General features: G+C 71.4%; 22 protein-coding genes. 16 read left to right on the top strand and 6 right to left on the bottom strand.

What is annotated here, in order from left to right; translation table 11 throughout:
- Positions 1–394: 394 nt before the first annotated feature.
- The 6 genes from BKA14_RS09520 (at position 395) to BKA14_RS09545 (ending at position 5,617) form a co-directional block, all read left to right on the top strand.
- Positions 395–700, top strand: coding sequence for a hypothetical protein (locus tag BKA14_RS09520; protein WP_184950546.1), 306 nt, complete (start codon positions 395–397; stop codon positions 698–700).
- A gap of 264 nt (positions 701–964) precedes the next feature.
- Positions 965–2,482 (top strand): ABC-F family ATP-binding cassette domain-containing protein, encoded by a 1,518-nt coding sequence (locus tag BKA14_RS09525; protein WP_311776122.1) that lies wholly within the window; start codon positions 965–967, stop codon positions 2,480–2,482.
- A gap of 12 nt (positions 2,483–2,494) precedes the next feature.
- A complete protein-coding gene (locus tag BKA14_RS09530) occupies positions 2,495–3,427 on the top strand; it encodes a tyrosine-type recombinase/integrase (RefSeq protein ID WP_184950547.1) in 933 nt (310 codons plus the stop codon).
- Positions 3,428–3,481: 54 nt separating this feature from the next.
- The gene (locus tag BKA14_RS09535) at positions 3,482–4,318 is read left to right on the top strand and encodes an undecaprenyl-diphosphate phosphatase (protein WP_184950548.1); all 837 of its coding nucleotides are present in this window, start codon (positions 3,482–3,484) and stop codon (positions 4,316–4,318) included.
- Complete coding sequence (locus BKA14_RS09540; RefSeq protein ID WP_184950549.1) at positions 4,315–5,256, top strand: DUF3626 domain-containing protein; 942 nt, start codon at positions 4,315–4,317, stop codon at positions 5,254–5,256. Before BKA14_RS09535 ends, BKA14_RS09540 begins: the two co-directional genes overlap by 4 nt.
- 22 nt (positions 5,257–5,278) lie before the next feature.
- Positions 5,279–5,617 carry a DoxX family protein gene (locus BKA14_RS09545; RefSeq protein ID WP_184950550.1) on the top strand — a complete coding sequence of 113 codons (339 nt, stop codon included), beginning with the start codon at positions 5,279–5,281 and terminating at the stop codon, positions 5,615–5,617.
- Here BKA14_RS09545 and BKA14_RS09550 read toward each other — a convergent pair.
- The gene (locus BKA14_RS09550; protein ID WP_184950551.1) at positions 5,604–6,170 is read right to left on the bottom strand and encodes a TetR/AcrR family transcriptional regulator; all 567 of its coding nucleotides are present in this window, start codon (positions 6,168–6,170) and stop codon (positions 5,604–5,606) included. The two genes, BKA14_RS09545 and BKA14_RS09550, sit on opposite strands and share 14 nt — an antisense overlap.
- Before the next feature lie 99 nt (positions 6,171–6,269).
- Between BKA14_RS09550 and BKA14_RS09555 the strand changes: the two genes are divergently transcribed.
- The 3 genes from BKA14_RS09555 to BKA14_RS09565 all read left to right on the top strand — a co-directional run bounded on the left by BKA14_RS09555 (position 6,270) and on the right by BKA14_RS09565 (position 9,183).
- Positions 6,270–7,094, top strand: a complete 825-nt coding sequence (locus tag BKA14_RS09555; protein WP_184950552.1) for an alpha/beta hydrolase family protein — start codon at positions 6,270–6,272, stop codon at positions 7,092–7,094.
- Positions 7,095–7,181: 87 nt separating this feature from the next.
- Positions 7,182–8,741, top strand: coding sequence for a PP2C family protein-serine/threonine phosphatase (locus BKA14_RS09560; protein WP_184950553.1), 1,560 nt, complete (start codon positions 7,182–7,184; stop codon positions 8,739–8,741).
- Positions 8,734–9,183 (top strand): response regulator, encoded by a 450-nt coding sequence (locus BKA14_RS09565; RefSeq protein WP_184950554.1) that lies wholly within the window; start codon positions 8,734–8,736, stop codon positions 9,181–9,183. Before BKA14_RS09560 ends, BKA14_RS09565 begins: the two co-directional genes overlap by 8 nt.
- On the opposite strand, the gene BKA14_RS09570 is transcribed toward BKA14_RS09565, so the two are convergent.
- The 3 genes from BKA14_RS09570 to BKA14_RS09580 are packed head-to-tail and all read right to left on the bottom strand — an operon-like array spanning position 9,108 to position 13,214.
- A complete protein-coding gene (locus BKA14_RS09570) occupies positions 9,108–11,270 on the bottom strand; it encodes an ATP-binding protein (RefSeq protein WP_184950555.1) in 2,163 nt (720 codons plus the stop codon). The genes BKA14_RS09565 and BKA14_RS09570 overlap by 76 nt on opposite strands.
- Positions 11,271–11,280: 10 nt before the next feature.
- Complete coding sequence (locus BKA14_RS09575) at positions 11,281–11,958, bottom strand: response regulator (RefSeq protein WP_184950556.1); 678 nt, start codon at positions 11,956–11,958, stop codon at positions 11,281–11,283.
- Positions 11,955–13,214 carry a sensor histidine kinase gene (locus BKA14_RS09580; protein WP_184950557.1) on the bottom strand — a complete coding sequence of 420 codons (1,260 nt, stop codon included), beginning with the start codon at positions 13,212–13,214 and terminating at the stop codon, positions 11,955–11,957. The genes BKA14_RS09575 and BKA14_RS09580 overlap by 4 nt, the downstream gene beginning before the upstream one ends.
- On the opposite strand from BKA14_RS09580, the gene BKA14_RS09585 reads away from it, so the two are divergent.
- On the top strand, positions 13,213–15,321 hold the full coding sequence (locus BKA14_RS09585) for an MMPL family transporter (protein WP_184950558.1): 2,109 nt from the start codon (positions 13,213–13,215) through the stop codon (positions 15,319–15,321). The two genes, BKA14_RS09580 and BKA14_RS09585, sit on opposite strands and share 2 nt — an antisense overlap.
- Here the strand turns inward: BKA14_RS09585 and BKA14_RS09590 are convergent.
- The gene (locus BKA14_RS09590; protein ID WP_184950559.1) at positions 15,318–15,842 is read right to left on the bottom strand and encodes a 2'-5' RNA ligase family protein; all 525 of its coding nucleotides are present in this window, start codon (positions 15,840–15,842) and stop codon (positions 15,318–15,320) included. The two genes, BKA14_RS09585 and BKA14_RS09590, sit on opposite strands and share 4 nt — an antisense overlap.
- 88 nt (positions 15,843–15,930) lie before the next feature.
- Here BKA14_RS09590 and BKA14_RS09595 point away from each other — a divergent pair, with 88 nt between their 5' ends.
- Genes BKA14_RS09595 through BKA14_RS09610 form a run of 4 tightly spaced genes read left to right on the top strand, consistent with a single transcriptional unit; the run spans position 15,931 to position 19,374 of the window.
- Positions 15,931–16,872: an ABC transporter ATP-binding protein gene (locus BKA14_RS09595; RefSeq protein ID WP_184950560.1), complete on the top strand. Its 942-nt coding sequence runs from the start codon at positions 15,931–15,933 to the stop codon at positions 16,870–16,872.
- A complete protein-coding gene (locus tag BKA14_RS09600) occupies positions 16,869–17,651 on the top strand; it encodes an ABC transporter permease (protein WP_184950561.1) in 783 nt (260 codons plus the stop codon). The genes BKA14_RS09595 and BKA14_RS09600 overlap by 4 nt, the downstream gene beginning before the upstream one ends.
- 17 nt (positions 17,652–17,668) lie before the next feature.
- Positions 17,669–18,766 (top strand): sensor histidine kinase, encoded by a 1,098-nt coding sequence (locus BKA14_RS09605; RefSeq protein ID WP_184950562.1) that lies wholly within the window; start codon positions 17,669–17,671, stop codon positions 18,764–18,766.
- Positions 18,763–19,374, top strand: a complete 612-nt coding sequence (locus BKA14_RS09610; RefSeq protein ID WP_184950563.1) for a response regulator transcription factor — start codon at positions 18,763–18,765, stop codon at positions 19,372–19,374. Before BKA14_RS09605 ends, BKA14_RS09610 begins: the two co-directional genes overlap by 4 nt.
- Positions 19,375–19,800: 426 nt before the next feature.
- On the opposite strand, the gene BKA14_RS09615 is transcribed toward BKA14_RS09610, so the two are convergent.
- Positions 19,801–20,445 carry an endonuclease VII domain-containing protein gene (locus tag BKA14_RS09615; RefSeq protein WP_184950564.1) on the bottom strand — a complete coding sequence of 215 codons (645 nt, stop codon included), beginning with the start codon at positions 20,443–20,445 and terminating at the stop codon, positions 19,801–19,803.
- Positions 20,446–20,520: 75 nt separating this feature from the next.
- Here BKA14_RS09615 and BKA14_RS09620 point away from each other — a divergent pair, with 75 nt between their 5' ends.
- Entirely contained in the window at positions 20,521–21,627 is a 1,107-nt protein-coding gene (locus BKA14_RS09620; RefSeq protein WP_184950565.1) for a hypothetical protein, read from the top strand.
- A gap of 170 nt (positions 21,628–21,797) precedes the next feature.
- Positions 21,798–23,960, top strand: a complete 2,163-nt coding sequence (locus tag BKA14_RS09625; RefSeq protein WP_184950566.1) for an MMPL family transporter — start codon at positions 21,798–21,800, stop codon at positions 23,958–23,960.
- Positions 23,961–24,004: the final 44 nt, after the last annotated feature.

Consider the following 24,004-nt stretch of genomic DNA (forward strand, 5'->3'; position numbering starts at 1 on the left):
GGGGCGGTCGACCGGTCGAGCCGACGAACTCGGCGGGATCGGCGGGATCGCACGCATCAGCCTCAGCTTGCCGATAGCGGGCGGCCCCAGCTGTGGCCCTTCGAGGCGACTGTGGCCAGCCCGCGCCTGCTGCGCCCCGCGTCGGCGCAGCACACAGGGTCGGTGTGAGCGCGTGGGCGCAGCTCTTCAGCCGGTGAGCACGCCGGCGAAGCAGGCGGATCCGTGTGAGCACGTCGGCGCGGTCGCGGAAGCCCACGTGGTGTCGGCCTGACGGCGAGGGGCCGACACCGACGGGCGTGAGCAGGCGGGCTGTGCCGGCTCCAGGTCCCGGCCGCCTCCGGAGGCGTGTGACGGCGTTCGGGGGCGGCGTGACGTGATGTGGTTCAGTGAACACGTGCTGACCTGGGGACGGATCGCGGCTGGGCTCGGTCTGGTGCTGCTCGCGTCCGGGTGCGGCGGCCAGGAACCGGTCACTCCGGAACGCACCGTCGAGGTGTGCACCGCGGCCGGCGACGCGCAGGCCAAGGTCGAGTTCCGTCGCGCCGGCACGGTGGTCGCGAGCGGTTCGGTTGCGGCGGGTGGCAGTTTCGCCGCCTCGGTGGCCGTTGCCGATTCGGTGGACGCCTACGTCGACGGGATGCTGCTCGGCACCGTCGAGGCGGGCTCCGCAGACGTACGGCTCGGTTGTCCGGCTGGTTGAGACCCCGGTGATCGCTGAGCCCGTTGGTGGGGCGGCGTAAATCGGTTGCGCCGGTGGCCGGTGCGGGGCAGAGTGGCCCGCGGACCTGGTGCCGGAAGTGAGGAGTGCCTTTCTCCATGTGAGAGCGACCCGACCTGTGTGAGTGCGCCCCCGTGTGCGGGGTGGTGTCCTGTCGGTGTGCCCCTTGGAGTGTGGCCCTTGTTGAAGTGTGTCAATCTCAGCTGTTCCTATGACGGGGACCCGTTGTTCGCCGGGTTTGATCTGGTGCTCCACGACGGGGATCGGGTCGGGATCGTGGGCCCTAACGGGGCCGGTAAGTCGACGTTGCTGCGGGTGCTGGCGGGCGAGTTGCGGCCGGAGACGGGCGCGGTCACGTGCGGGCCGGCCACGCGGGTGGGTTATGTGGCGCAGCAGATGCCGGATCCGGAGGGCACGGTCGGGGCGTTTCTGGCCGGTGGGCTGGGGGAGCTGGCCGGGGTGACGGCTGAGTTGCGGGAGCTGGAGCGGCGGCTCGAGGGTCACGAGGATGTGCTGGCCGAGTTCGCGGCGGTGCAGGAGCGGTGGACTGCCCTTCAGGGGTGGAACGCGGAGAACCGGCTGGCGGAGATCCGGCAGCGGCTTGACATCGCGCATCTGCCGGACGGGTTGGCGTTGGGTGCGGTCAGTGGTGGCGAGCAGGCGCGGTTGTTGCTGGCGCGGGCGTTGCTGGACGAGCCGGACGTGTTGTTGCTGGATGAGCCGACCAATCACTTGGACGCCGAGGGTGTGGGGTGGTTGCAGGGCTGGCTGACCTCGTACGGGGGCGCGGTTCTGACGGTCAGTCACGATCGGGCGTTTTTGGATGCGGTGGTGTCGCGGGTGTTGGAGCTCGACGGCATCGACACCGAGGTGCAGGACTATCCGGGTGGTGGTTACACGGCGTTCCGGGCGGAGAAGCAGCGGCGGTGGGAGCGGTTGTTGCTGGATTTCGAGGCGCAGGAGAAGGACCGCCGGCGGTGGGAGGCTGACATCGAGCGGACGAAGCAGTTTTCGCTCGGGGTGGAGAACGCGAAGGGGCTGGGGGTGGCCGGTCCGCATTTGCGGCGGGTGGCGCGGCTGGTGGCGCGTAAGGCGAAGGTCCGGGAGCGGCGGCTGCGGCGGCAGATGGAGTCGGTTCGGTGGATCGCGCAGCCGCGGACGCGTCCGCCGTTGACGTTGGCGTTTCCGGCGGATCAGGCCGATCCGGGTGAGGTGGTGCTCGAGGCGCGGGATCTGACGGTGGCGGCGGGGCCGAAGGTGCTGCTGGAGCACGTCGATCTGGAGGTGCGTCGCGGGGATCGGGTGTTGGTCACGGGGCGGAACGGGGCGGGGAAGACGTCGTTGTTGAACGCTTTGGCGTCCGATGACACGGCGGTGTTGCCGCAGACGACTGATGGGTTGCGGACGAAGCAGTCGGTGATGGAGTTCTTCCGGTCGCGGGTGCCGGTGTATCTCGATGATGCGGAGAGGTTGTTGCTCGGGCATCAGTTCGGCCCGGATCAGTGGGATGTGTCGTTGCGGAGTTTGTCGGCCGGGGAGTTGCGGCGGTTGCTGCTGGCGGTGCTGGTGAACAGTCCGGCGCGGGTGTTGCTGCTTGATGAGCCGACGAACTTCCTGGATCTGGACGCGCTGGATGTGGTCGAGGAGGCGTTGCGCCGGTACCGGGGGACGTTGCTGGTGGTGACGCATGACCGGTATTTCGCGGAGAAGATCGGGTTCGGGCGGCGTTGGCATGTCGTGGACGGTGTGGTGATCGAGAGCTGACACGATGGTGTCATGCAGCTGGTGCCGAGGCAGGGTGGCGGGGAGCTCGCCGAGGTGGGGGCGGCCGAGCAGGTCACGGAGGTGTGGCTGGCGAACCGTCGGTTGTCGGAGCACACCCGGGCGGCGTATCGGCGTGATGTTCATGCGTGGCTGCGGTGGTGCGCGTCGTGGGAGAAGGATCCGCTGAAGGCGTCGTTCTTGGATGTGAACGCGTATGCGCGCGGGTTGGAGGATCAGCGGCTGGCCCCGTCGACCGTGGCCCGTAAGCTGTCCGGGTTGTCCAGTTGGTACGACTTCCTCATCAAGATCCGGGCGATTGATGCGAACCCGGTGGCCGGCGCGGACCGGCCGAACGTTTCCCGCGATCATTCGGCCACTGTCGGTCTGACCCCGCAGGAGGTCGACGCGCTTCTGGGGCGGGCCGCGGAGAGCGGGCGCCGGCATCACGCGGTGATGACGTTGCTGGCTGACCTGGGTCTTCGGGTCGGTGAGCTGGTGAGTCTGAACCTGGACGACGTCGGGTGGGAGCGGGGCCACCGTACGGTCCGGTTCGTGGGCAAGGGCAACAAGGCCCGCCGGCGTGCCCTTACCCCGGCCGCGGCGGAGGCTTTGGACGCCTATCTGGAGTTGCGGGGTGCTGATGAGGGTCCGTTGTTCCAGACGTCGACGGGGGCGCGGCTGGATCGGCATGCGATTTTCCGGTTGATCCGGCGGCTGGCCGCGGAGGCCGGGATCGCGGCCGCGGACCGGTTGTCGCCGCACTCGTTGCGGCATGCGTTCGCGACGGCGGCGCGGGCCGAGGGGGTGCCGTTGGAGGATGTGCAGGACGCGATGGGGCACGCGGACCCGCGGACGACGCGGCGCTACGACCGGGATCGGCACAACTTGGATCGTGATCCTTCCTACACCCTGGCCGCGGCGCGCGCCCGCCGCGCCCAGCAGTGACGGCGCCCCCTATGCTCGTCCGCGGTAAAAAGCGGATCAAAAAGGCGGTCGGGTTTGAACATCTTCGAAGCGGTGCTGCTGGGCGCGGTTGAGGGCTTTACCGAGTTCCTGCCCGTGTCGAGCACCGGCCACCTGACGATCCTGGAGAAGTTGCTGGGCTATCGGATCGACGATCCGGACATCACCGCGTTCACGGTGATCATTCAGTCGGGTGCGGTGCTGGCCACGATCATCTTTTTGTGGAAGGACATCGCCCGGGTGGTGCCGGCGTTTGTGGCCGGGTTGTTCAGCCGGGCCAAGCGGGACAACGCGGATTACCGGTTCGGGTGGGCGGTGCTGATCGGTGCGATTCCCATCGTGATCGTGGCGTTGCTGTTCAAGGATCAGGTGGAGACGACGTTGCGCAGCCTGTGGTTCGTGGCGGGCGCGCTGATCCTGTGGTCGGGGGTGATGGCGTTCGCGGATCACGCGGCCACGCAGATCAAGCACGAGGACGACGTCACCTGGAAGGATTCGCTGATCATCGGTTTGGTGCAGTGTCTGGCGCTGATCCCGGGTGTGTCGCGGTCGGGGGCGACGATGTCGGCGGGTCTGCTGCGGGACTTCGATCGGGTGACGGTGACGAAGTTGTCGTTCTTCCTGTCGATCCCGGCGCTGCTGGGCGCGTCGGTGCTGCAGGGTTATCAGGAGGCGGGCAACATCGCCGACGGGGTGGGCTGGGTGAACACCTTGGTCGCGACGGTGGTCAGTTTCGTGGTGGCGTATTTCAGTGTGACGTGGCTGCTGAAGTTCGTGTCGCGGCATTCGTACAGCGTCTTCATCTATTACCGGGTGGCGCTGGGTGTCGTGTTGATGCTGCTGCTGAGTTTCAACGTGATCGAGCCGAAGTGAGTGTGCGGGCCGAGCGGGCTTTGGCGTACGTGCGGGAGTTGTTTCCCGGTGCCGGGCCGGTTGCGGTCACCGCGCCGATCACGGTCAATTTTCATCCGGACCGGTTGCTGGCTGACGGGTTGACGGTGGCGGAGCATCTGGCGGCGGACGGGGTGTACCGCAGCCAGTTCGAGACCCGGATTTCCAACGGTGGGTTGACCGCGTACGCCGGGGGTGAGCGCGACCGGTGGGAGCAGCGGATGTTCCCCGGGGTGTATGCGGGCGCGGCGGGCCGGCCGATCTACGGCGGGCTGAACCTGGCCGGGTTTGCGGACGGGGCGTCTCCGCGGTTCGGGTCGTGTCATCTGGTGCTGGGTGCGTCGGTGCTGGCGCGGGCCACGTTCAGTCACGGGGACAGTTTCACCGAGCCGACGGTGTTCGGTACGGCGGCCACGTTCGGTGCGGTGTGGCAGGCGTTGCTGGACGAGGTGGCCCGTACGGGGTCGGCTCTGAACCTGTCGGCGGTCTCACCGGATGCGTGGGTGGCCGCGCTGGCTGAGCCGCGTACGGGTCCGGGGCGGGCTCTGGACCATTACGTGGAAGCTCAGGTTCATGGCGGGCTGACGCTGAGCGAGGATGTCACGGCGGTCGTGGCGGACCCTTCTTTCCGTGGTACGCCGGTGGAGGCACTGCTGCGGGGGCTGGCCCCGCAGGTGCGGTGGTCGCCGGGGTTCGTGCTGCCCGCGGACGAGGTCCCGGCGGATCTGAAGGGCCCGCAGGTGCCGGTGCTGGCCCGGGCCGTGGCCGATCATTACGGTGTGGACGTGCTGGATGCGGCGGTGCTCGGGCGGGCCACGCACGAACCGGCGCGCTGGTCGTCGTTCGGCGGCCCGGTTGAGGTGCTGCAGTTGCTGAAGTACGTGTGGCACATTCTTGTGCTGCGGGGTGTCACGCCGTGACCGGGTGATTCGTCCTGCCGGTATGGACATCATCGTCACGATCGTCGCTGCTGTGTTCACCGGTGCGGCCGCCGTCACCTACTTGGTCGGGCACGAGTATCCCCGGGCGCAGGCCGACATGAAGCGGATCCCGCGTTCGTGGGTGCCGGTGCTGGGGTCGCTGCTGGCTTCGGGTGCGCTCGGGCTGCCGGCCGGGCTCGTCGTGCCGGTCGTGGGTGTGCTGGCGGCGGGTGGGCTGGTGCTTTACTTCAGCGGGGCGTTGGTGGCGCATCTGCGGGTCGGTTCGCGGAACCTGGCCGGCTGGGCGGTTTTCTTCGTCACCGAGGTCGCGGCGCTGGTGGTGAGCGTCATGCGGCTGTGACGCGCAGGCCGGCGATCAGCACGTCGACCATTTGGCGGGCGTTGTAGCTGTCGTCGGTCTCGGCGCCGATGCACAGGTTGCCGACGCCGCGCATCAGGGTGAGCGCTTGCACGTCGGCGCGGATCTGGCCGTGGCCGGCGGCGGCGTGCAGCAGGTCGGCACAGACGGGCAGGAGCCGTTCGATGAAGTAGCCGTGCAGGGTCTCGAAGCCGGCTTGGTCGCTGCGCAGGGCGGCGGCCAGGCCGTGTTTGGTGACGAGGAAGTCGACGAACTGGCCGATCCAGCGGGCCAGAGCTTCGTGCGGGGTGGGGCAGGTGCCCAGCAGGGCGGGCCCGGCGGCGGCCAGGGCTTCCACCTGGTGCCGGTAGACGGCGATGATCAGGTCGGCGCGGGTGGGGAAGTGGCGGTAGATGGTGCCCATGCCCACACCGGCCTTGGCGGCGATGTCGCGGACGGGGGCCTCCACGCCGGCCGCGACGAACACGGCGGCGGCCGCGTCGAGCAGCGTCTCCTCGTTACGCCGCGCGTCCGCCCGTTTGACCTTCTCGTTCACCGGTCCAGCATGACAGGGTTGTCAAACGGAACAACGCTCCGTATCTTTGCTTCCGGAACAACGCTCCGCTTCCTGGCGGGGCCAACCGGGAGGTAAGTCATGATCATGTCCGTCAAGCCGGTCGACCTCGACGGCCTGCACGTCCGCGTCACCGCGCCGGCTGCCGCCGCCGAGCACCCGGTGATCGTCTTCTCGCACGGGTACGGGCAGTCCCTCGACGGCTACGCGCCACTGGCCGAGCACTGGGCCGGGCAGGGCTTCGCCGTCGTGCAGCCCACCCACCTCGACTCGCGCAGCATCGGCCTGGCTCCCGACGACCCCCGTACGCCGGAGATCTGGCGGCTGCGGGTCAAGGACGTCATCCGCGTGCTGGACTCGCTCGGCACCCTGCAGAACGTCGTGCCCGGCACCTTCGACCGTTCCCGGATCGCGGTGGCCGGCCACTCGTACGGGGCCCAGACCGCCGGCATGCTGCTGGGCGCCCGGGTCGCCGGGCTCGACGACAACTACCGCGACCCGCGCATCACGGCCGGGGTGCTGCTGGCGGCGACCGGGCGCGGCGGGGACAACCTGTCGGAGTTCGCGGCCACCCATTTCCCGTTCATGAGCCCCGACTTCAGCTCCCTGGACGTGCCCACCCTGGTCGTGGCGGGCGACGCCGACCAGTCCGCCCTGACGGCGACGCGCGGGCCGGACTGGTTCACCGACGCCTACTACGACAGCCCGGGGGCGCGGGCCCTGCTCACCCTGCGCGGCGCGGAGCACTCGCTCGGCGGGATCACCGGGTACGGGGTGACCGAGACCACCGACGAGAACCCGGCCCTGGTGGCGGTGATCCAGCAGGTCAGCACCGCTTTCCTGAAGGGCGGGGCGCTGCCGGAGGTCGCGCAGGCGCTGGGCAGCCTGACGGTGAAGCAGCCATGAGAAAGACAACGATTCGGCCCGGCCCGGCCGCATAGTTGCTGCTGGGCAACCAACCGGTGGATACTGGCCGCCGCTGGGGGTGAAAGGTTGTCGGACGTCGACGCGTGGTGGGCCAAGGCTCTGCACCGCCTGTGGAGCGCCGCCGTCGCCATCGTTTCGCGGGAGCAGCTGGCCGAGCTGGTGCTGCCACCGCTGCAGGAACTGCCCGGCGTGCACGCCGTGTGGGGGCTGCGGCACGCCGAGACCGGCGACGCCGTGCTGGCCTACCGGTGGACGGGTGTTCCCCTCGCCGGCGAGCTGCAGGAACTGGCCGCCGGGCTCGCCCCGCAACAGGCCGGGCCCGTGCAGGTCGTCCGGGTCGACCTGTACCCGATCACGACGATGGTGATCGCCCGGTTCGACCAGCCCGGCCAGGCCGCGGGCACGATCATGGTGGGGGTCGACGACAGCGCCGACACCGGGTTCGTGGGCGGCTGCCTGCTGCAGGTGGTCGAGGTCACCCGGGAGGCCGTGCGGCGGCTGGCCACCATCCGCGACGAGCAGCAGGCCCTGATGCGCGACGCGTTGCTGGCCGAGGCGTCGCTGCAGATGGACGCGGTGCTCGACACCACCCAGACGATGTACCGGGTGCCGCGGATGGCCGTGCCCGCGGTCGCCGAGGGCTGCCTGGTGTTCGTGTACGAGGACGGCAAACCGGTGCTGCGCAGCGCCGTGCACGTGGACATGCGCCGGCTCGACGCGATGCTGCGTGAACCCGGCGCGGTGCAACGGCTGGCCACCCCGGGCGAGCATGCGCAGGTGCTGCGGGCCCGGGGCCGGGTCATCGGGCTGCTGGTGTTCCTGTTCGACCGGGCCCCCGACCGGATCCCGCCCGTCTCGTTCCTGCGTGACCTGGCCGTGCGGGCCGCCCTGGCGATCGACAACGGCACCCTGTACGAGCAGCGCCGGCAGGAGGTCGTGCGGATGCAGCAGCATCTGCTGCCGACCCGGCTGCCGCACGCCGACGGCTTCGAGCTGGCCGCCTCCTACACGGTGGGTGATCGGGTGCTGGAGGTCGGCGGGGACTTCTACGACGTCGTGGTGCGCGGCCACGGTGAGCTGGCGGCGGTCATCGGGGACGTGTGCGGGCGCGGGGTCGACGCGGCTGCGCTGACCGGCATGGCCCGGCACACCCTGGCCGCGCTGCTGCACGAGGGTCTGTCCCCGGCCCGGGCCCTGACCCGGCTCAACGCCCGGCTGCGGCTGGACGGGTCGTGGCGGTTCATCACCGCCGCGGTGGCCCTGATCAGCCCGGACGGCAGCGTCGAGTGGACGTCGGCCGGGCACCCGGCACCGGTGGTGCTGCCGGCCGGTGAGCAGGCGCGGCGCGGGACCGGCGGCGGGGTGCCGCTGGGGGTCCTGGACACCCCGCGGCTGGCGCAGAGCCGGTTCGAGCTGGGCCGCGGCGACGCGTTGCTGATGTTCACCGACGGGCTGACCGAGAGCCGCGACGCCGACGGGCGCATGTTCGAGGAGCAGGCCCTGGCCGCCGCCCTCGACCGGCTGCGTGAGGCACCCCCGCAACGTCTTGTCGACGAACTCAGCAACGCCGCCGAGGCCACCGACGACATCGCCCTGCTGGCCGTGAAGCGGAGAACGCATGAGTGATCTGGTGCTGGTCGTCGAGGACTCCGACGAGGACATCGAGGCGATCGACCGGGCCATCGGCCGTTCCCACCCCGACGTGCGGCTGGAGTTCCTGCGCTCCGGGTCGGGGGTGCTGCCCCGGCTGACCGGCGCCGCGGAACGGCCCCGGATCGTGCTGCTCGACCTGAACATGCCCGGCGAGGGCGGCCTCGACGTGATCCGGCAGGTCCGCGCGCGTGGCGAGTTCGACGGGCTGCGGCTGGTGGTGTTCACCTCCTCGGAGAACCAGGCCGAGGCCGAGGCCTGCTACGCCGCCGGGGCCGACAGCTACATCTACAAGCCGATCAACTTCGCCCTGTTCCGCGGCGTGCTCAGCCAGACCCTTGACTACTGGCGGTCGCGGGAGCCGAACGTGACCCAGACGGTGGTGCCGCCGCCGGGGGACTCACCGGCCCAGGCCTGACCGCCGTGCCGTTCGGCGATGCGCCGGACGATCGCCAGGCCCGCGCCGGAGCCGTCCCGTCCGGCCTCGGGGTGCAGCCGCCGGAACAGCTGGAACGCCTGTTCGCGCAGGTGGGCCGGCATCCCGATCCCGTCGTCGCGCACGAACAGGGCGTCGCCGGACAGACCGACGGTGACCGTGCCTCCGCCCGGCCGGGCGTATTTGCCCGCGTTGACCAGTAAGTTCACCAGCACCTGTTCCAGCAGCACCGGGTCCGCGGTCAGCGAAACCGACGTGTCGGCGATGTCGACGGTGACAGCGGCTTCGGACAGGCGCGGCCCGGCCACTTCCAGGGCCCGCGCGACGGCGTCGGAGAGCAGAACCGGCGAGCGGTCCAGCTCCGTACGCCCCAGGCGGGAGTAGTCGAGCAACGCGTTGAGCAACTCGTCCATGCGCGTGGCCAGCCGCTGGATGGATTCCAGGCGGCGCAGCGTGACCGGGTCCATGCCGTCGGCGGCGTCCTCGATGATGAACGTCGACGTGTTCGCGATGCCCCGCAACGGCTCCTTCAGGTCGTGCGCGGCCGCGTGGGCGAACGAGTCGAGGTCGACGTTGAGCAGGGCCAGCTGCCGGGCCTGGGCCACCGCCACCCCCATGACCGCGCGGCCCAGCTCGACCGCCATGACCAGGTCGGTGGTGGTCCAGCCGGCGCTGCGCCCCCGTACGGAGGCCAGGAACACCGCCGTGGACCCGCGCGGGGTCAGCCGCTGCCCGTGCGGGCCCAGCACCACCGGCGTGCTCGGGTCGGCCGCCCACCGGCGGGTCACCGTCCGTTCGCGGCGCAGCCACACGATGCAGTCACCGTCGGCGCCGAACGGCAGCACCAGCGCGCCGGGGAACGGCCCGTCCACGGTGTCGCTGTGCCACACCTCGCCCGGCGCGGGCACACTCAACCCGGCCAGCACCCGGCCGGCCTGCTCGGCGTCGACACCGTGCGGGGACACCACGCCGTCGATGCGCACCACCACGGCGTCGCAGCCGATCACCTGGTCCAGCCCGGCCGGGTTCTGCGACCAGCGCGCCGGCAGGTCGGTCGAGTACCGTTCCAGCAGCCGCGCGATCACCTCGCGGGACCTGTCGCGGGCGGCCGCCTCGTCACGTTCGCGCAGCGCGGCCAGGTGCAGCGACAACGCCACCCCGAAGAACTCGCACGCGGCCCGGGTCTGCGGGCTCAGCGCCTTGGGGGCACGGCCGTGGCAGGCGATCAGCCCCCACAACCGGCCGCCGTCGAGCAGCGACACCGACATCGACGCGGTGACGCCGATGTTGCGCAGGTATTCCAGGTGGAACGGCGACACGGTGCGCAGCACCGACAACGACAGGTCCAGCGGTTCACCCGTGCCGGGCAGCACCGCCGGGACGAGCCGGGCGGTGGTGTCATCGACGTCGGCGATCACCCGGATCCAGTTCTGTTCGTACAGGCGGCGGGCCTGCGGCGGGATGTCGGTGGCGGGGAACCACAACCCCAGCCACGGCTCCCAGTCGTCCACGACCTCCTCCGCGATCACCTCGCCGGGCCCGTCGGCCGACTCGAACCGGTACGCCACCACCCGGTCGTAGCCGGTGATCTCGCGGATCTCCCGTACGGCGGCCCGGCACGCGTCACCGACGGTGCCCGCGCGTTGCAGCCGGGTCAGGGCCCGGCGGACCGGCGCGTACATGGTCACGACCTCGGGCGAACCGGGGGTGGGCTCGAACTCGAGCACCACATGACCGTCGGCCAGGTGCACCGTGACATCGAAGCGCCGGTCGTGCAGCTGGACCGGCATCGTCGCGGTCTGCCCGGTGTCCGCGTCGACCAGGGACCACAGCATGGCCCACTGCTCGCCGGTCAGGAACGAGTCGTCGGGCGGAAGGTCGAAACCCAGCACCGCCGCCGCGTTCTCGCTGGCCACCGTGATCCGCCCGGCCTTCACGGCGATCAGGGCCCCGTACGACTGGACGCCGCCGAGCCGGTGGATCGGCTCACGCACGCACGCCGTCAGGTCGAACGGGGTGCCGGCCTCCCGTTCGGCGGCGGCGAGGTGTTCCGGCAGCCACTCGGTCATGATCCCGACCCTATCCGCCCGGCAACTGGTCGCCCGGGCTGACCAGCCCGCTCTGGTAGGCCAGCACCACCAGCTGGGCCCGGTCGCGCACCTCCAGCTTGGCCATGGCCCGGTTGACGTGGGTCTTCGCGGTCAGCGGGGACAGGAACAGCCGGGCCGCGATCTCGTCGTTGCTCAGCCCGTGCGCCACCAGCGTCAGCACTTCGCGTTCCCGGTCGGTGAGCACCTTGAGCGCCCCGGTGGTGGCCGGCGGGCGCAGATTTTGCAGGAACCGGCCGATCAGGCCGCGGGTGGCGGCCGGTGACAGCAGCGCCTCCCCGGTGGCGACCACGCGGATGGCCTGCAGCAGGTCGGCCGGGGCGACGTTCTTGCCGACGAAGCCGCTCGCCCCCGCCTGCAGGGCCAGCAGCACGTTGTCGTCGTCCTCGAACGTGGTGACGATCAGGACCCGTACGCCGGCCAGGTTGTCGTCGGCCGAGAGGCGCCGGGTGGCCTCCAAGCCGTCCATGACCGGCATGCGGATGTCCATCAGCACCACGTCGGCGCGCTGGGTGCGGGCCCGTTCCAGAGCCTCCCGGCCGTCGGAGGCCTCGGCCACCACCTGCATGCCCGGCTCCGCATCGATGATCATTTTGAAGCCGGCGCGGATCAGTGCCTGATCGTCGGCGAGCAGGACCCTTGTCGTCACGAGCTGGTCTCCAGGGCGTAGCTGGGGGCGGGCAGGCCGGCGTGCACACGGAACTCGTGGCCGGCGGGCCCGGCGGTGACGCTACCGCCCGCCGCGGCCGCCCGTTCCCGCATCCCGATCAGCCCGAACCCGGTGCCGTCGCCGTGCCCGGCGATCCGGTTGGTCACCTCGATCGTCACGTCGTTCTCGGCGTACGTGATGACGAGCGTGGCCGAAGTGTCGCCGTAACGGTGCGCGTTGGTCAAAGCCTCCTGCACGATCCGGTACGCGGCCAGGTCGGCGATGGCGGGCAGCTCCCGCGGCTGCCCGATCTGCGTGAACGCCACGTCGAAACCGACGAGCCCGTCGAGCAGGGCCGGCACCCGGGACAGGCCGGGGCTGGGTTCGGTCGAGCCCGCCTCGGCCGGGTCCCGCAGCACCCCGATCACCGATTTGATCTCCTGCAGGACGCTGTCGGAGGACTGCCGGATCACCTCCAGCGCCGGACCGGCCTGCTCGGGGTGCTGCTTGACGACGTGCGCGGCCGCGCCGGCCTGCACGTTGATCACCGCGATGTGGTGGGCCACCACGTCGTGCAGCTCCCGGGCGATGCGTAACCGCTCGTCCATGACCCGGCGGTGGGCCTGCTGCTCGCTGAACTGCTCGGCCTGGCGGACCCGCTCGGTCAGCTCGGCCAGGTACGCGCGCCGGTTGCGCACCGCCTCACCGACCGCGCCGCCACCACCGATCCAGGCATACAGGCCCAGCGAGTTCAGCGACCACCACTGGGCCGGGTCGGCGATCATCCCGACGGCGAACACCACCGTGGCCGCGCCCAGCGAGCACAGCCACGGCCGGCGCAGCGACGTCCGCAGGGTGAACGCGTACATGAGGAAACCCAGCAACAGCAGCAGCGACTGGGCGGGCGCGTGCAGCACGATGCTGACGATCAGTCCGCCGCCTGCCAGCACCAGGGCCGCCACCGGCCACCGGTGCCGGGCCAGCACCGCCACGACACCGCACACGATGACCACAGCCGGGCGGGTCGCCCCCGACCGGATCTCGTCGCTGATCACGGTGGCCACGAACAGCGCGATCACGACCAGGTCGGCCAGCCACCTCTTCTTGAACACCCCCCGACCGTATGCGGTGCCGGCCCGGTACGCCGTCGTCCGGTCGCAGTAGTGCCCGCGGGTCAGAAGTACCGCGGACGCAGTAGCCGCCGACCGCGGCTGGACGACGCCCCGGACGATCATCGCCGCGACCGTGGTGGGCATGGCTACGTTCCTCTACCGGCTGGGCCGGTTCTCGTTCCGCCGCCGCTGGACGGTGGCGCTCGCGTGGGTGGCGGTGCTGATCGCCGCGGTGGCCGGGATGGCGCTGCTGCAGAAACCGACGACGGCGGCGTTCAGCATCCCCGGCACCCCCGCGCAGCAGACGATCGACCTGCTCTCGGAACGCTTCCCCCAGGCCGCCGGCACCACCGCGTCGGCCCGCGTCGTGTTCGCCGGCGACACTCAGCTCGACCGGGCCGCCGTGGACCGCACCCTGGCCGCGCTGCGCGGCGCCCCGCAGGTCGCCGCGGTCGGTGAGCTCACCTCCAACGCCGGCGGCACCATCGCCTACACCCAGGTCACCTACCGGGTGCCGGCCACCGACCTGAGCCCGGCCGACCAGGACGCCCTGGTCGCCGCGGCCCAGGTGGGCCGCGACGCCGGGCTGACCGTGGAGATCGGCGGGGACGCGCTGACCCCCGGCGGGCACACCCCGATCGCCGAGGTGATCGGCATCGTCGTGGCCGCCGTGGTCCTGCTGATCACGTTCGGGTCGCTGGTGGCGGCCGGGCTGCCGCTGCTGACCGCGCTGATCGGAGTGGGTATCGGGGCCGCGGGGATCGGCATCGCCACCCGCTTCACCGACCTGTCCGCGTCCACGTCGACCCTGGCCATGATGCTGGGGCTGGCCGTGGCCATCGACTACGCGCTGTTCATCGTGTCGCGCTACCGGCACGAACTGGGCGCCGGGCACCCCCGCGCCGAGGCGGCCGGGCGGGCGGCGGGCACGGCCGGGTCCGCCGTGGTGTTCGCCGGCCTCACCGTGATCATCGCGCTGGCCGGGCTGGCCGTGGCCGGCATCCCGTTCCTCACGCAGATGGGGGTGGCCGCCGCGGGCACCGTGGCCGTGTCCGTGCTGATCGCGCTCACCCTGCTGCCGGCCCTGCTGGCGATCTCCGGCGGCCGGATCAAACCTTCCCCCGTACGGGATCAAGCCGCCCGGCCCGCGCTCGGGATCCGCTGGGCCCGCACCGTCGCCCGCCGCCCCGTGGTGTTCCTGCTGGCCGCCGTGGTCGGGTTGGGCGTGGTCGCGCTGCCCGCCGCGTCGCTGCGGCTGGGCCTGCCCACCGAGGGCAGCTCCGCCCCCGACACCACCCAGCGCAAGGCCTACGACCTGCTGGCCGCCGGCTTCGGGCCCGGCTTCAACGGCCCCCTCACGGTGGTGACCGACGCCCCGGACGCGACCCGGGTGTCGCAGCAGATCACCGGGCTCGGCGACGTCGCACTGGTCAGCCCGCCGGTCACCAACCAGGCCGGCGACACCGCGATCCTCAGCGTGATCCCCGCCGGTGCCCCCGACAACGCCGGCACCGAGGACCTGGTCCACGCCATCCGCGACGTCGACGGCACCCTCGGCGTCACCGGCACCACCGCCGTCAACCTCGACATCAGCGAGAAACTGTCCGACGCCCTGCTGCCGTACCTGGCGCTGGTCGTGGGGCTGGCGTTCGTGCTGCTGGCCCTGGTGTTCCGGTCGGTGCTCGTGCCGTTGAAGGCGACCCTGGGGTTCCTGCTGTCGGTGACGGCCACGTTCGGGGCGCTGGTCGCGGTGTTCCAGTGGGGCTGGCTGGCCGACATGTTCGGGGTCTCGCAGACCGGCCCGATCATCAGTTTCCTGCCGATCCTGCTCATCGGCATCGTCTTCGGCCTGGCCATGGACTACCAGGTGTTCCTGGTGACCCGGATGCGTGAGGACTACGTGCACGGCGCGGACGCCCGCGCGGCCGTGGTCAGCGGGTTCGGGCACGGCGCCCGGGTGGTCACCGCGGCCGCGCTGATCATGATGAGTGTGTTCTTCGGGTTCATGCTCGGCCCCGAAGCCATCATCAAGTCCGTCGGGTTCGGGCTGGGCGTGGCCATCCTGTTCGACGCCGTCGTGGTCCGGATGATCCTGGTGCCCGCGGTGATGACCCTGCTCGGCCGCTCCGCCTGGTGGCTGCCCCGCTGGCTCGACCGGATCCTGCCCGACGTCGACGTGGAAGGCGAGAAACTGACTCGCCACCTGGCCGCCGCCGGAACCGGCGAACCCAAGGAACTGGCCCTGCGCTAACCCAGGGCGAACTCGTGCCGGGTCGACCAGGACGGGCCCGGCTCGGGCCGGCCGGTGATCAGCCGCAACGAGGTGACGCGGGCGTGGATCGGCAGCTGCGGGCCGACCGCGTCCGCGGCCGCCTGCAGCTGGGCCCGCGGATGGTCGTGGCCGATCGTGAGGTGCGGGACGACCTCGTCGAACGCTCCCTCGTAGGGCCGTACGGAAGGGAACCGGGACGTCACCGCGGCGGTCAGCGCCACGAACGGGCCGGCCGGCTGCGGGGCCAGCCACACCACCCGATCGCCGAACCAGCCGACCGTGGCCAACGTGCACCAGAACGCGGGCACGCTCGCGGCGGCCTGCCCCACCCGGGCCAGCACGTGCTCGTCCAGATCGGCCGGGGGCAGAAAAGGGAACAGCACCGTGATGTGTGCGGGCACCCCCCACGCCGCGGCCCGGTCGAACCGGTCACGGTGGGCCGCCACGACCGGCTCGGCCTCGGCCACCGCCACGATCAGCGCGCTGTGAGTCGGTTCCATCCGAGGATTATGGCCCCTGACGAATGTCATGGCCGCCTCGTGACGCGTGACAGCAGAGCGACGCCGGGACCGGGCCCACGATGAACGCATGACCCTCACCACTGCTCCCGGGGCCACCACCGCACCGGGCACCGGTACGGCCGCGGTCGACCTGGACGGCGTGGTCAAGCGCTTCGGCGCGGTGACCGCCGTCGACGGCATCACCCTGAAGATCCGCCCCGGCGAGGTGGTGGCGTTGCTCGGCCCCAACGGCGCCGGCAAGACCACCACCGTCGACATGCTGCTCGGCCTGTCGCAACCCGATCGGGGCAACGTCGCCGTCTACGGCCGCAGCCCCGCCGACGCGATCGCCCTCGGGCTGGTCTCGGCCGTCATGCAGACCGGCGGGCTGCTCAAGGACTACATGGTCGCCGAAACCGTCCGGCTGACCGCGGTGCTGTTCGGCCGGCCCCGCACCGCCGTCGACGAGGCGCTGCGCCGGGCCGGGCTCACCGACATCGGCAACCGGCTGGTCGGCAAGTGCTCCGGCGGGCAGCAGCAGCGGCTGCGGTTCGCGATGGCCCTGCTGCCCGACCCCGAACTGCTGATCCTCGACGAACCCACCACCGGCATGGACGTCGCCGGGCGGCACGAGTTCTGGTCGGCGATCCGCGACGACGCCGCCCGCGGCCGCACCGTCATCTTCGCCACCCACTACCTGGAGGAAGCCGACGCGTACGCCGACCGGGTCGTGTTCGTGCGGCGCGGGCGCATCGTCGCCGACGGCACCGCCGCCGAGGTCAAAGCCCTCGCGGCCGGGCGCACCGTACGGGCCACCCTGCCCGGCGCCACCGAGACCACGCTGGCCGCGATCGCCGGGGTGGACCAGGCCGAGGTCCGCGGCGACACCGTCTACCTGCACGGCCGCGACACCGACGCGATAGCCCGGCACCTGCTCACCAGCACCCCCGCCAAGGATCTGGAGATCACCAGCCGGAACCTGGAGGACGCCTTCCTGGCCCTCACCGCCGACGAGGAGACCCCGCGATGACCACCGCTGTCCTGCCGAAGAGGAACCTGCCCCGGTTCGGCGGCTTCAGCCCCGGCATGATCCGGCTCGAGCTGCGCCGCATGGTCCGCAACAAACGCACCGTCGTCTTCACCCTCGTCATGCCGGCCGTGTTCTTCCTGCTGTTCGGCACCGGCGGTGACTACAAGACCGAACGGGCCGGCGGCGGCAACGTCACCGGCTACATCCTGGTCAGCATGGCCGTGTACGGCGCGATGCTGGCCACCACCAGCGGCGGTGCGATGGTCTCGATCGAACGCGCCGCCGGGTGGAGCCGGCAGCTGCGGCTGACCCCGCTGCGCCCGGCCGCCTACATCGCCGTGAAACTGGTCCTCGCCATGATCATCGGTGCGGTGTCGGTGGCCGTCGCGTTCGTGGTCGGCGCGTTCGCGGGGGCGCAGCTGCCGGCGTCCGCCTGGATCCTGTGCGGCTTGCTGGCCTGGGTGTGCGCGCTCGTGTTCGCCGCGTTCGGCCTGTTCATGGGCTACCTGCTGCCCAGCGAGAACGTCATGCAGATCCTCGGCCCGGTGCTGGCCGTGCTGTCGTTCGCCGGGGGGCTGTTCGTGCCGCTGGACGAGCTCGGGTCCACCTTCTCCACGATCGCCACGTTCACCCCCGTGTACGGGGTGGGGGAGATCGCCCGGTACCCGCTGACCCACGACGGCGCCCTGTGGCCGGCCGTGCTCAACGTGATCGTGTGGACCGGCCTGTTCGCGGCGGGCGCGATGTGGCGGTTCCGCCGCGACACCGCCCGCGTATGAGCCGTAGGTTCAACACCATGACGACAGCGGCGGGCGGCCCCCCACGATACGGGTGGCTGTTCGCCGGGCTGTGGCTGTTCTACCTCGGCGGTAACGTCCAAGCCCTGCTCGATCAGCCCAACCTGTACTGGCGGGTGGCCGGGCTGGCCGCGGTGGCCGGGTTCGCCGCCGGCTACCTGTACCTGGTGGCCCGGGCCCGGCACCTGCGCCGCGGCCACCGCCCGGCCCGGCCCGTGCTGCGGACCTGGCTCGGCATCGCGGCGCTGCTGGCCCTGTTCGGGCTGCAGGTGCCCGGCGCCGGTGATCAGGCCCTGACCTGCCTGGTCTTCATCGCCGCGCTCGCCATGGTGAGCCTGCCCCTGGCCCAGGCCGCGCCCCTGGCGCTGGTCCTGTTCGGCACCGCCGAAGCCCTGCCGCCGCTGGTCGACGGGTGGGCCGACGGCGGCTACGGGCTCGCCGTGCTGCTGGGCTCCCTGGCCTCGTACGGGTTCCGGGCCGCCTCCGAACGCCAGGCCCGCCTGGTCATCGCCCAGAAAGAACTCAGTGACCGCGCCGTGGCCGACGAACGCGCCCGCATCGCCGCCGACCTGCACGACATCCTGGGCCACTCGCTCACCGTCGTCACCGTCAAAGCCGAACTCGCCCAGCGGCTGCTCGACGTCGACCTCGACCGGGCCCGCACAGAACTCCACGACCTCGAAAGCCTGGCCCGTGACGCGCTGGCCGACGTCCGGGCCACCGCCATGGGCGTCCGGGGGATCTCGCTGCCCGGTGAGATCGCCGCCGCCCGGGAAGCCCTGACCGCGGCCGACGTCGAAGCCGACCTGCCCGGCGCGGCCGACGACGTGCCCAGCCGCAACCGGGAACTGTTCGCCTGGACCATCCGCGAAGCCGTCACCAACGTCGTGCGGCACAGCGGCGCCCGCCACGTCCGGGTGTCACTGACCCCCGGCAGCGTCGAAATCGTCGACGACGGCGCCGGCCCCGCCACCCCCACGACCGGGCAAGGCCTGGCCGGGTTACGCCGCCGCGCCGAAGCCGCCGGCGGCCTGTTCACCGCGGGCACCCGCACCGACCAGCCCGGCTTCCGGGTCCGCGTGGAGGTACCGACATGATCAAACTGCTGCTCGCCGACGACCAGGCCCTGGTCCGCGGAGCCATGGCCGCCCTGCTCGACATGGAACCCGACCTCACAGTAGTGGCCGAAGTGGGCCGCGGCGACGAGGTCGTGCCCGCCGCGCTGGCCACCCGACCCGACGTCGCCCTGCTCGACGTGGAAATGCCCGGCCTGGACGGGGTCGCCGCCGCCCGCGCCCTGCTCACCACCCAGCCCGCCGTCCGCGTCCTGATGGTCACCACGTTCGGCCGCGCCGGCTACCTGCGCCAGGCCATGGCCGCCGGCGCCGCCGGTTTCGTCGTCAAGGACACCCCCGCCCGCCAGCTCGCCGACGCCGTCCGCCGCGTCCACGACGGCCTGCGCGTGGTCGACCCCGCCCTGGCCGCCCAGTCCCTGGCCCAAGGCGACTCCCCCCTGACGGACCGCGAAACTGGTGTCCTGCGCGCCGCCCGCGACGGCGGCACAGTCGCCGACATAGCCCGCGAACTGCACCTCTCCGAAGGCACGGTCCGCAACCACTTGTCGGCAGCCATCGGCAAAACCGGCGCCCGCACCCGCGCCGAAGCCGTCCGCCTGGCCGTCGAGAACGGCTGGCTGCTGGCCTGAGCACAGTCCACCCTGGCTCAGCCCGTCCTCCTCGCCTGCAGCAGGCCGGCCGGAAACCCGGCGACCCGGTCCGGCCGCCGAGTGCGCCCATGACAGTGGGGGCGAGTATGCGGTCGGGGGCCGCGACGGGCTCCGGGTGGAGACCGTCAGTGCCCCGGATCCGTCGCTCTGACCGATCAGCTCGTCATCACTGAGCGAGTCGGCCCCAGAACCGCTCACGTCCCCTAGCGCGCCACGACCTGCCCGATCACTGCCCGACAACACCGACCGGCTGCACATGCGCCGCCTACTCAGCTCCGCACCCGCCTGTGTTAATTATTGGATTACCAATAACAGCAATCCAGTAATGCGGAGATTGATCGAGACGCGGTTACACCATAATCACTGCTATGGTGTAACCGCGCTTCTGCTGAGCCGGATGGCCGGTTACAGCAACCGGAAAACTCCGGTGGCGGAGACCACCGTTCTCGCGGAACCTTCCGGCAGATGGAGCTCGTAGCCATCGATGAGGACGGTGACGGCACCGCGGAACTGGAAGGTCTGTGCGGGCCGGCCCGGTTCTTGCGCGTCGAGAATGTGTAGACGGGTCAGTGCCATCCGGGTGACCGGGGACGCTGCCAGGGCGCGGCTGACGTACTCGGCCGCGGCGTGCATGACCTGCGGGGAGTCGCGTGCGTGGCCGATCAGCGAGTTGCAGGCGCCGCACAGCAGGCCGCGGATCCGGCCGGTGGCATGACAGTGGTCGACCACCAGGCGGAACGCCGCCGTGGCGGGGCTGCCGTCGGCGCGGGGACGACCCACGGCGACCACTTTGAGCTCGCTCTCGTGGACACGGCAGACGGCACACCGATAGTCCTGCTCAGCCCGCAGGGCGTCGTACTCCGCCGGTGTCAGGCCGTACTTCTGGCGCAGGTTGTCGGCCCGCCGCCCCTCGGCTCCCAGGCTGTCACGGCGCCGGCGGTTCGTCAGGCGGCTGCGCTCGCGGCACACCCCGCATGATCGGGTGGCCCGCCCGGCGGTGGACAGGAATTGCTCGGGTGGTCTGTCCTGTCGGCAGCGGGGGCATCTCATCGGGTGAGGTTAGTCAGCCCTGCCGACAGTTTCCGGGGGCAGCGACCGTCCGTAGTGGACTGGTAGCGTCCGGGCATGCGTCGTCGTGGGGTGCTGGTGCTGGCTGCTGGGTTGCCGTTTGCGGCTGCGGGGGTGGGGGCCGCGCCGGCGAGGGCGGCGGCAGGGCCGCCGCGGGGGCGGGTGGCCGGGTTGCTCGCGCGGGAGGATCATCTGGTGCGGCCGGCCAACCGTAAGCGGTTGCGGGGGCTGGTGCTGCGGCTGGACTGGAAGGACGTGCAGCCCACCCCGGACGTGGCGTTCAGCGCCGCGGCCCTCGATCTGGTCAAGGCGGCGGAAGCGGCCGCGGACTACCCGTTCCTAAAGGTGCGTCTGGTGGCCGGCAAGGAGTCGCCGGATTGGGCGCTGCGGCTGGGCGACGGGCCGTTGGAGCAGTGGGTGGATCCGGAGGACGGCAAGAAGTACACCGTCCCGCAGTGGTGGAAAGGCGAGTTCCTCACCGCGTACGAGGGTCTGCTGACCGGGGTGGCCGGCGTCCTGCGGGACCGGCCGCGGTGGGCCGAGGTGACGGTGTCGGCGACGTGCACGTTGTTCGCGGAGCCGTGCGTCAAGCAGCTCGGGGTGAAGGACAACCGGGACAAGGCGATCGCCGCCGGGTACACCGACGCCAAGGATCAGGCTGCCCTCATGTGGGCGATGGCCGCGCACGACAGGCATTTCACGCCGCTGGGGATCACGTCGTCGGTGGCGTACAACCCGTGGCAGACCCTCGATGACGCCGGCGCGGTGAAGGTGTGCCCGGACACGACCGTCGCGCTCATGGAGCATCAGAGAACCACCATGGGCCGGTACGGGGTGTGGGCCAACAATTCGCTCAGTGCGCGCTGGGTGGGCGGGGAGCCGGTGCAGAACCGGCCCGACTACCAGCCGATGTACGACCACATGAGCACGGCGGCCGCGGCGGGGCATCCGGTGCAGTTCCAGACCGCCACCCTCCCCAAGATCCAGGAGGGGTTCGAGGGTGTGCCCGGGTCGGTGTTCGCCACGGCGTCGTGGGCGGCCCGCCACCACGGCGTGTCGGTGGAGTTGCCGCGGCTGTGGGAGCAGGACGCCGACGTGATCGATCAGGACCGCGCCGACGCCCTCAACACCCGGTTCGCGGCCAACGCCGCCGCCACCCTTTGACGGCTCCGAAGACGCGGGGCACGGCGGCGCGAAGCACCACCACCGGCTGGGTGCAGCGGAACTGCTGTTCGCCCGCATGACCGGCGCCGGCACCACACCGTCCGGCCGCGGGCGGCACCGAAACCGGCGAAAACGACGTGAGCGGCGGCAAACCCGAGGAACGTGAGGGCATGGCTACGTTCCTCTACCGGGTGGGCCGGTTCTGTTTTCGTCGCCGCTGGGCGGTGCTGCTGGCCTGGGCCGGGGTGCTGGTGGCCGCCATGACCTCGATGGTGCTGCTGCAGAAGCCGACCACCGCCTCGTTCAGCATCCCGGGCACCCCCGCGCAGCAGACGATCGACCTGCTGCGCGAGCGGTTCCCGCAGATGGGCGGTCCGGGCGGGGCGTCCGCGCGGGTCGTGTTCTCCCAGCCCGGCAACAACAAGCTGAACCAGGACGCCGTGCAGCGGGCGGTCAACGCGCTCAAGGCCGTCCCGCTGGTGGCCGCGGTCAGCGACCTGGCCCCCAACGCCGACGGCACGGTCGCCTACGTGCAGGTCACCTACAGCGTGCCCGCGGGTGACCTGACCGGCGCGGCCCGCCAGGGCATGGACGACGTGATCATGTTCGCCCGCGCGGACGGGCTGATCGCCGAGGTGGGCGGGGACGCGGTGCAGGCCTCCGGGCACGCCCCGGTCGGTGAGGTCGTCGGCCTGATCGTGGCCGCCCTGGTCCTGATCGTCACGTTCCGTTCCCCCGCCGCGGCCGGGCTGCCGCTGCTGACCGCGATCGCCGGGGTGGCGCTGGGCTACGCCGGGATCGGCATCGCCACCCACTTCACCGAGCTGTCCGGCACCACGAGCTCGCTGGCGATGATGCTGGGCCTGGCCGTGGCCATCGACTACGCCCTGTTCATCGTGTCGCGCTACCGCATCGAGCTGGCGCTGGGCCGCGACCGGCTGGACGCGGCCGGGCGGGCGGCCGGCACCGCGGGCAACGCCGTGGTGTTCGCCGGCCTCACCGTGATCATCGCGCTGGCCGGGCTGGCCGTGGCCGGGATCCCGTTCCTGACCCAGATGGGGGTGGCCGCCGCGGGAACCGTGGCCGTGGCCGTGCTGATCGCGCTGACTCTGCTGCCGGCGCTGCTCGCCGTGGCCGGCACGAGGATCAACCCGGCGCCCGTACGGGATCGGTTCGGCAAGCCGGCGTTCGGGGTGTGGTGGGTGCGGCTGATCGCCCGCCGCCCCGTCGTGGCCCTGCTGGCCGTGGTGATCGGTCTCGGCGTGGTCGCCATCCCCGCGTACGACCTGCGCCTGGGCCTGCCCACCGACGGCAGCGCGGCCGCCGACACCAGCCCCCGCCGCGCGTACGACCTGCTCTCCGACGGTTTCGGGCCGGGTTTCAACGGGCCCCTGACCGTCGTGGCCACCCCCGGCACCTCCGTCGAAGGCCAGGCCGGGGTGGCCATGGTGATCCCGTCGGCCACCAACGAGGCCGGCGACACCACGATCCTGACCGTCATCCCCACCACCGGGCCCGAGGACCGCGCCACCGAGGACCTCGTGCACCGGCTGCGCCAGGCGTACGGGGTCCTCGGGGTGACCGGCGCAACCGCGATCAACGTCGACGTGAGCGAGAAACTGTCCGACGCCCTGCTGCCGTATCTGGCGCTGGTCGTGGGGCTGGCGTTCGTGCTGCTGGCCCTGGTGTTCCGATCGGTGCTCGTGCCGCTCAAGGCCACCCTCGGGTTCCTGCTGTCGGTCGCGGCCACCTTCGGCGCGCTGGTCGCGGTGTTCCAGTGGGGGTGGCAGGCGTTCCTGCTCGGCATCACCCAGACCGGCCCGATCATCAGTTTCCTGCCGATCCTGCTCATCGGCATCGTCTTCGGCCTCGCCATGGACTACCAGGTGTTCCTGGTGACCCGCATGCGTGAGGACTACGTGCACGGCGCCCCGGCCCGCCAGGCGGTCGTCTCCGGCTTCGGTCACGGCGCCCGCGTCGTCACCGCCGCCGCGCTGATCATGATGAGTGTGTTCTTCGGGTTCATGCTCGGCCCCGAAGCCATCATCAAGTCCGTCGGGTTCGGGCTGGGCGTGGCCATCCTGTTCGACGCCGTCGTGGTCCGCATGATCGGTGTCCCGGCGGTGATGCTGCTGATCGGGCGGGCCGCGTGGTGGCTGCCCCGCTGGCTCGACCGGATCCTGCCCGACGTCGACGTGGAAGGCGAGAAACTGGCCCGCCACCTCGACGAGCATCCGCCGCCGGTGCCGCACGACCACGCCGAGCCCGTCGACACCACCCAGACCGGTGAGGCTCCGGAAACCATCGAGTCGGCCGGCAGCCGCCCCACCTGAGCACCGGTCCGCCGGCGCGTTACCCGCAGGTCCGGGCCCCAGGT

The sequence above is a fragment of the Paractinoplanes abujensis genome (assembly GCF_014204895.1).
In the GTDB taxonomy this organism is placed as follows: Bacteria; Actinomycetota; Actinomycetes; order Mycobacteriales; family Micromonosporaceae; genus Actinoplanes; species Actinoplanes abujensis.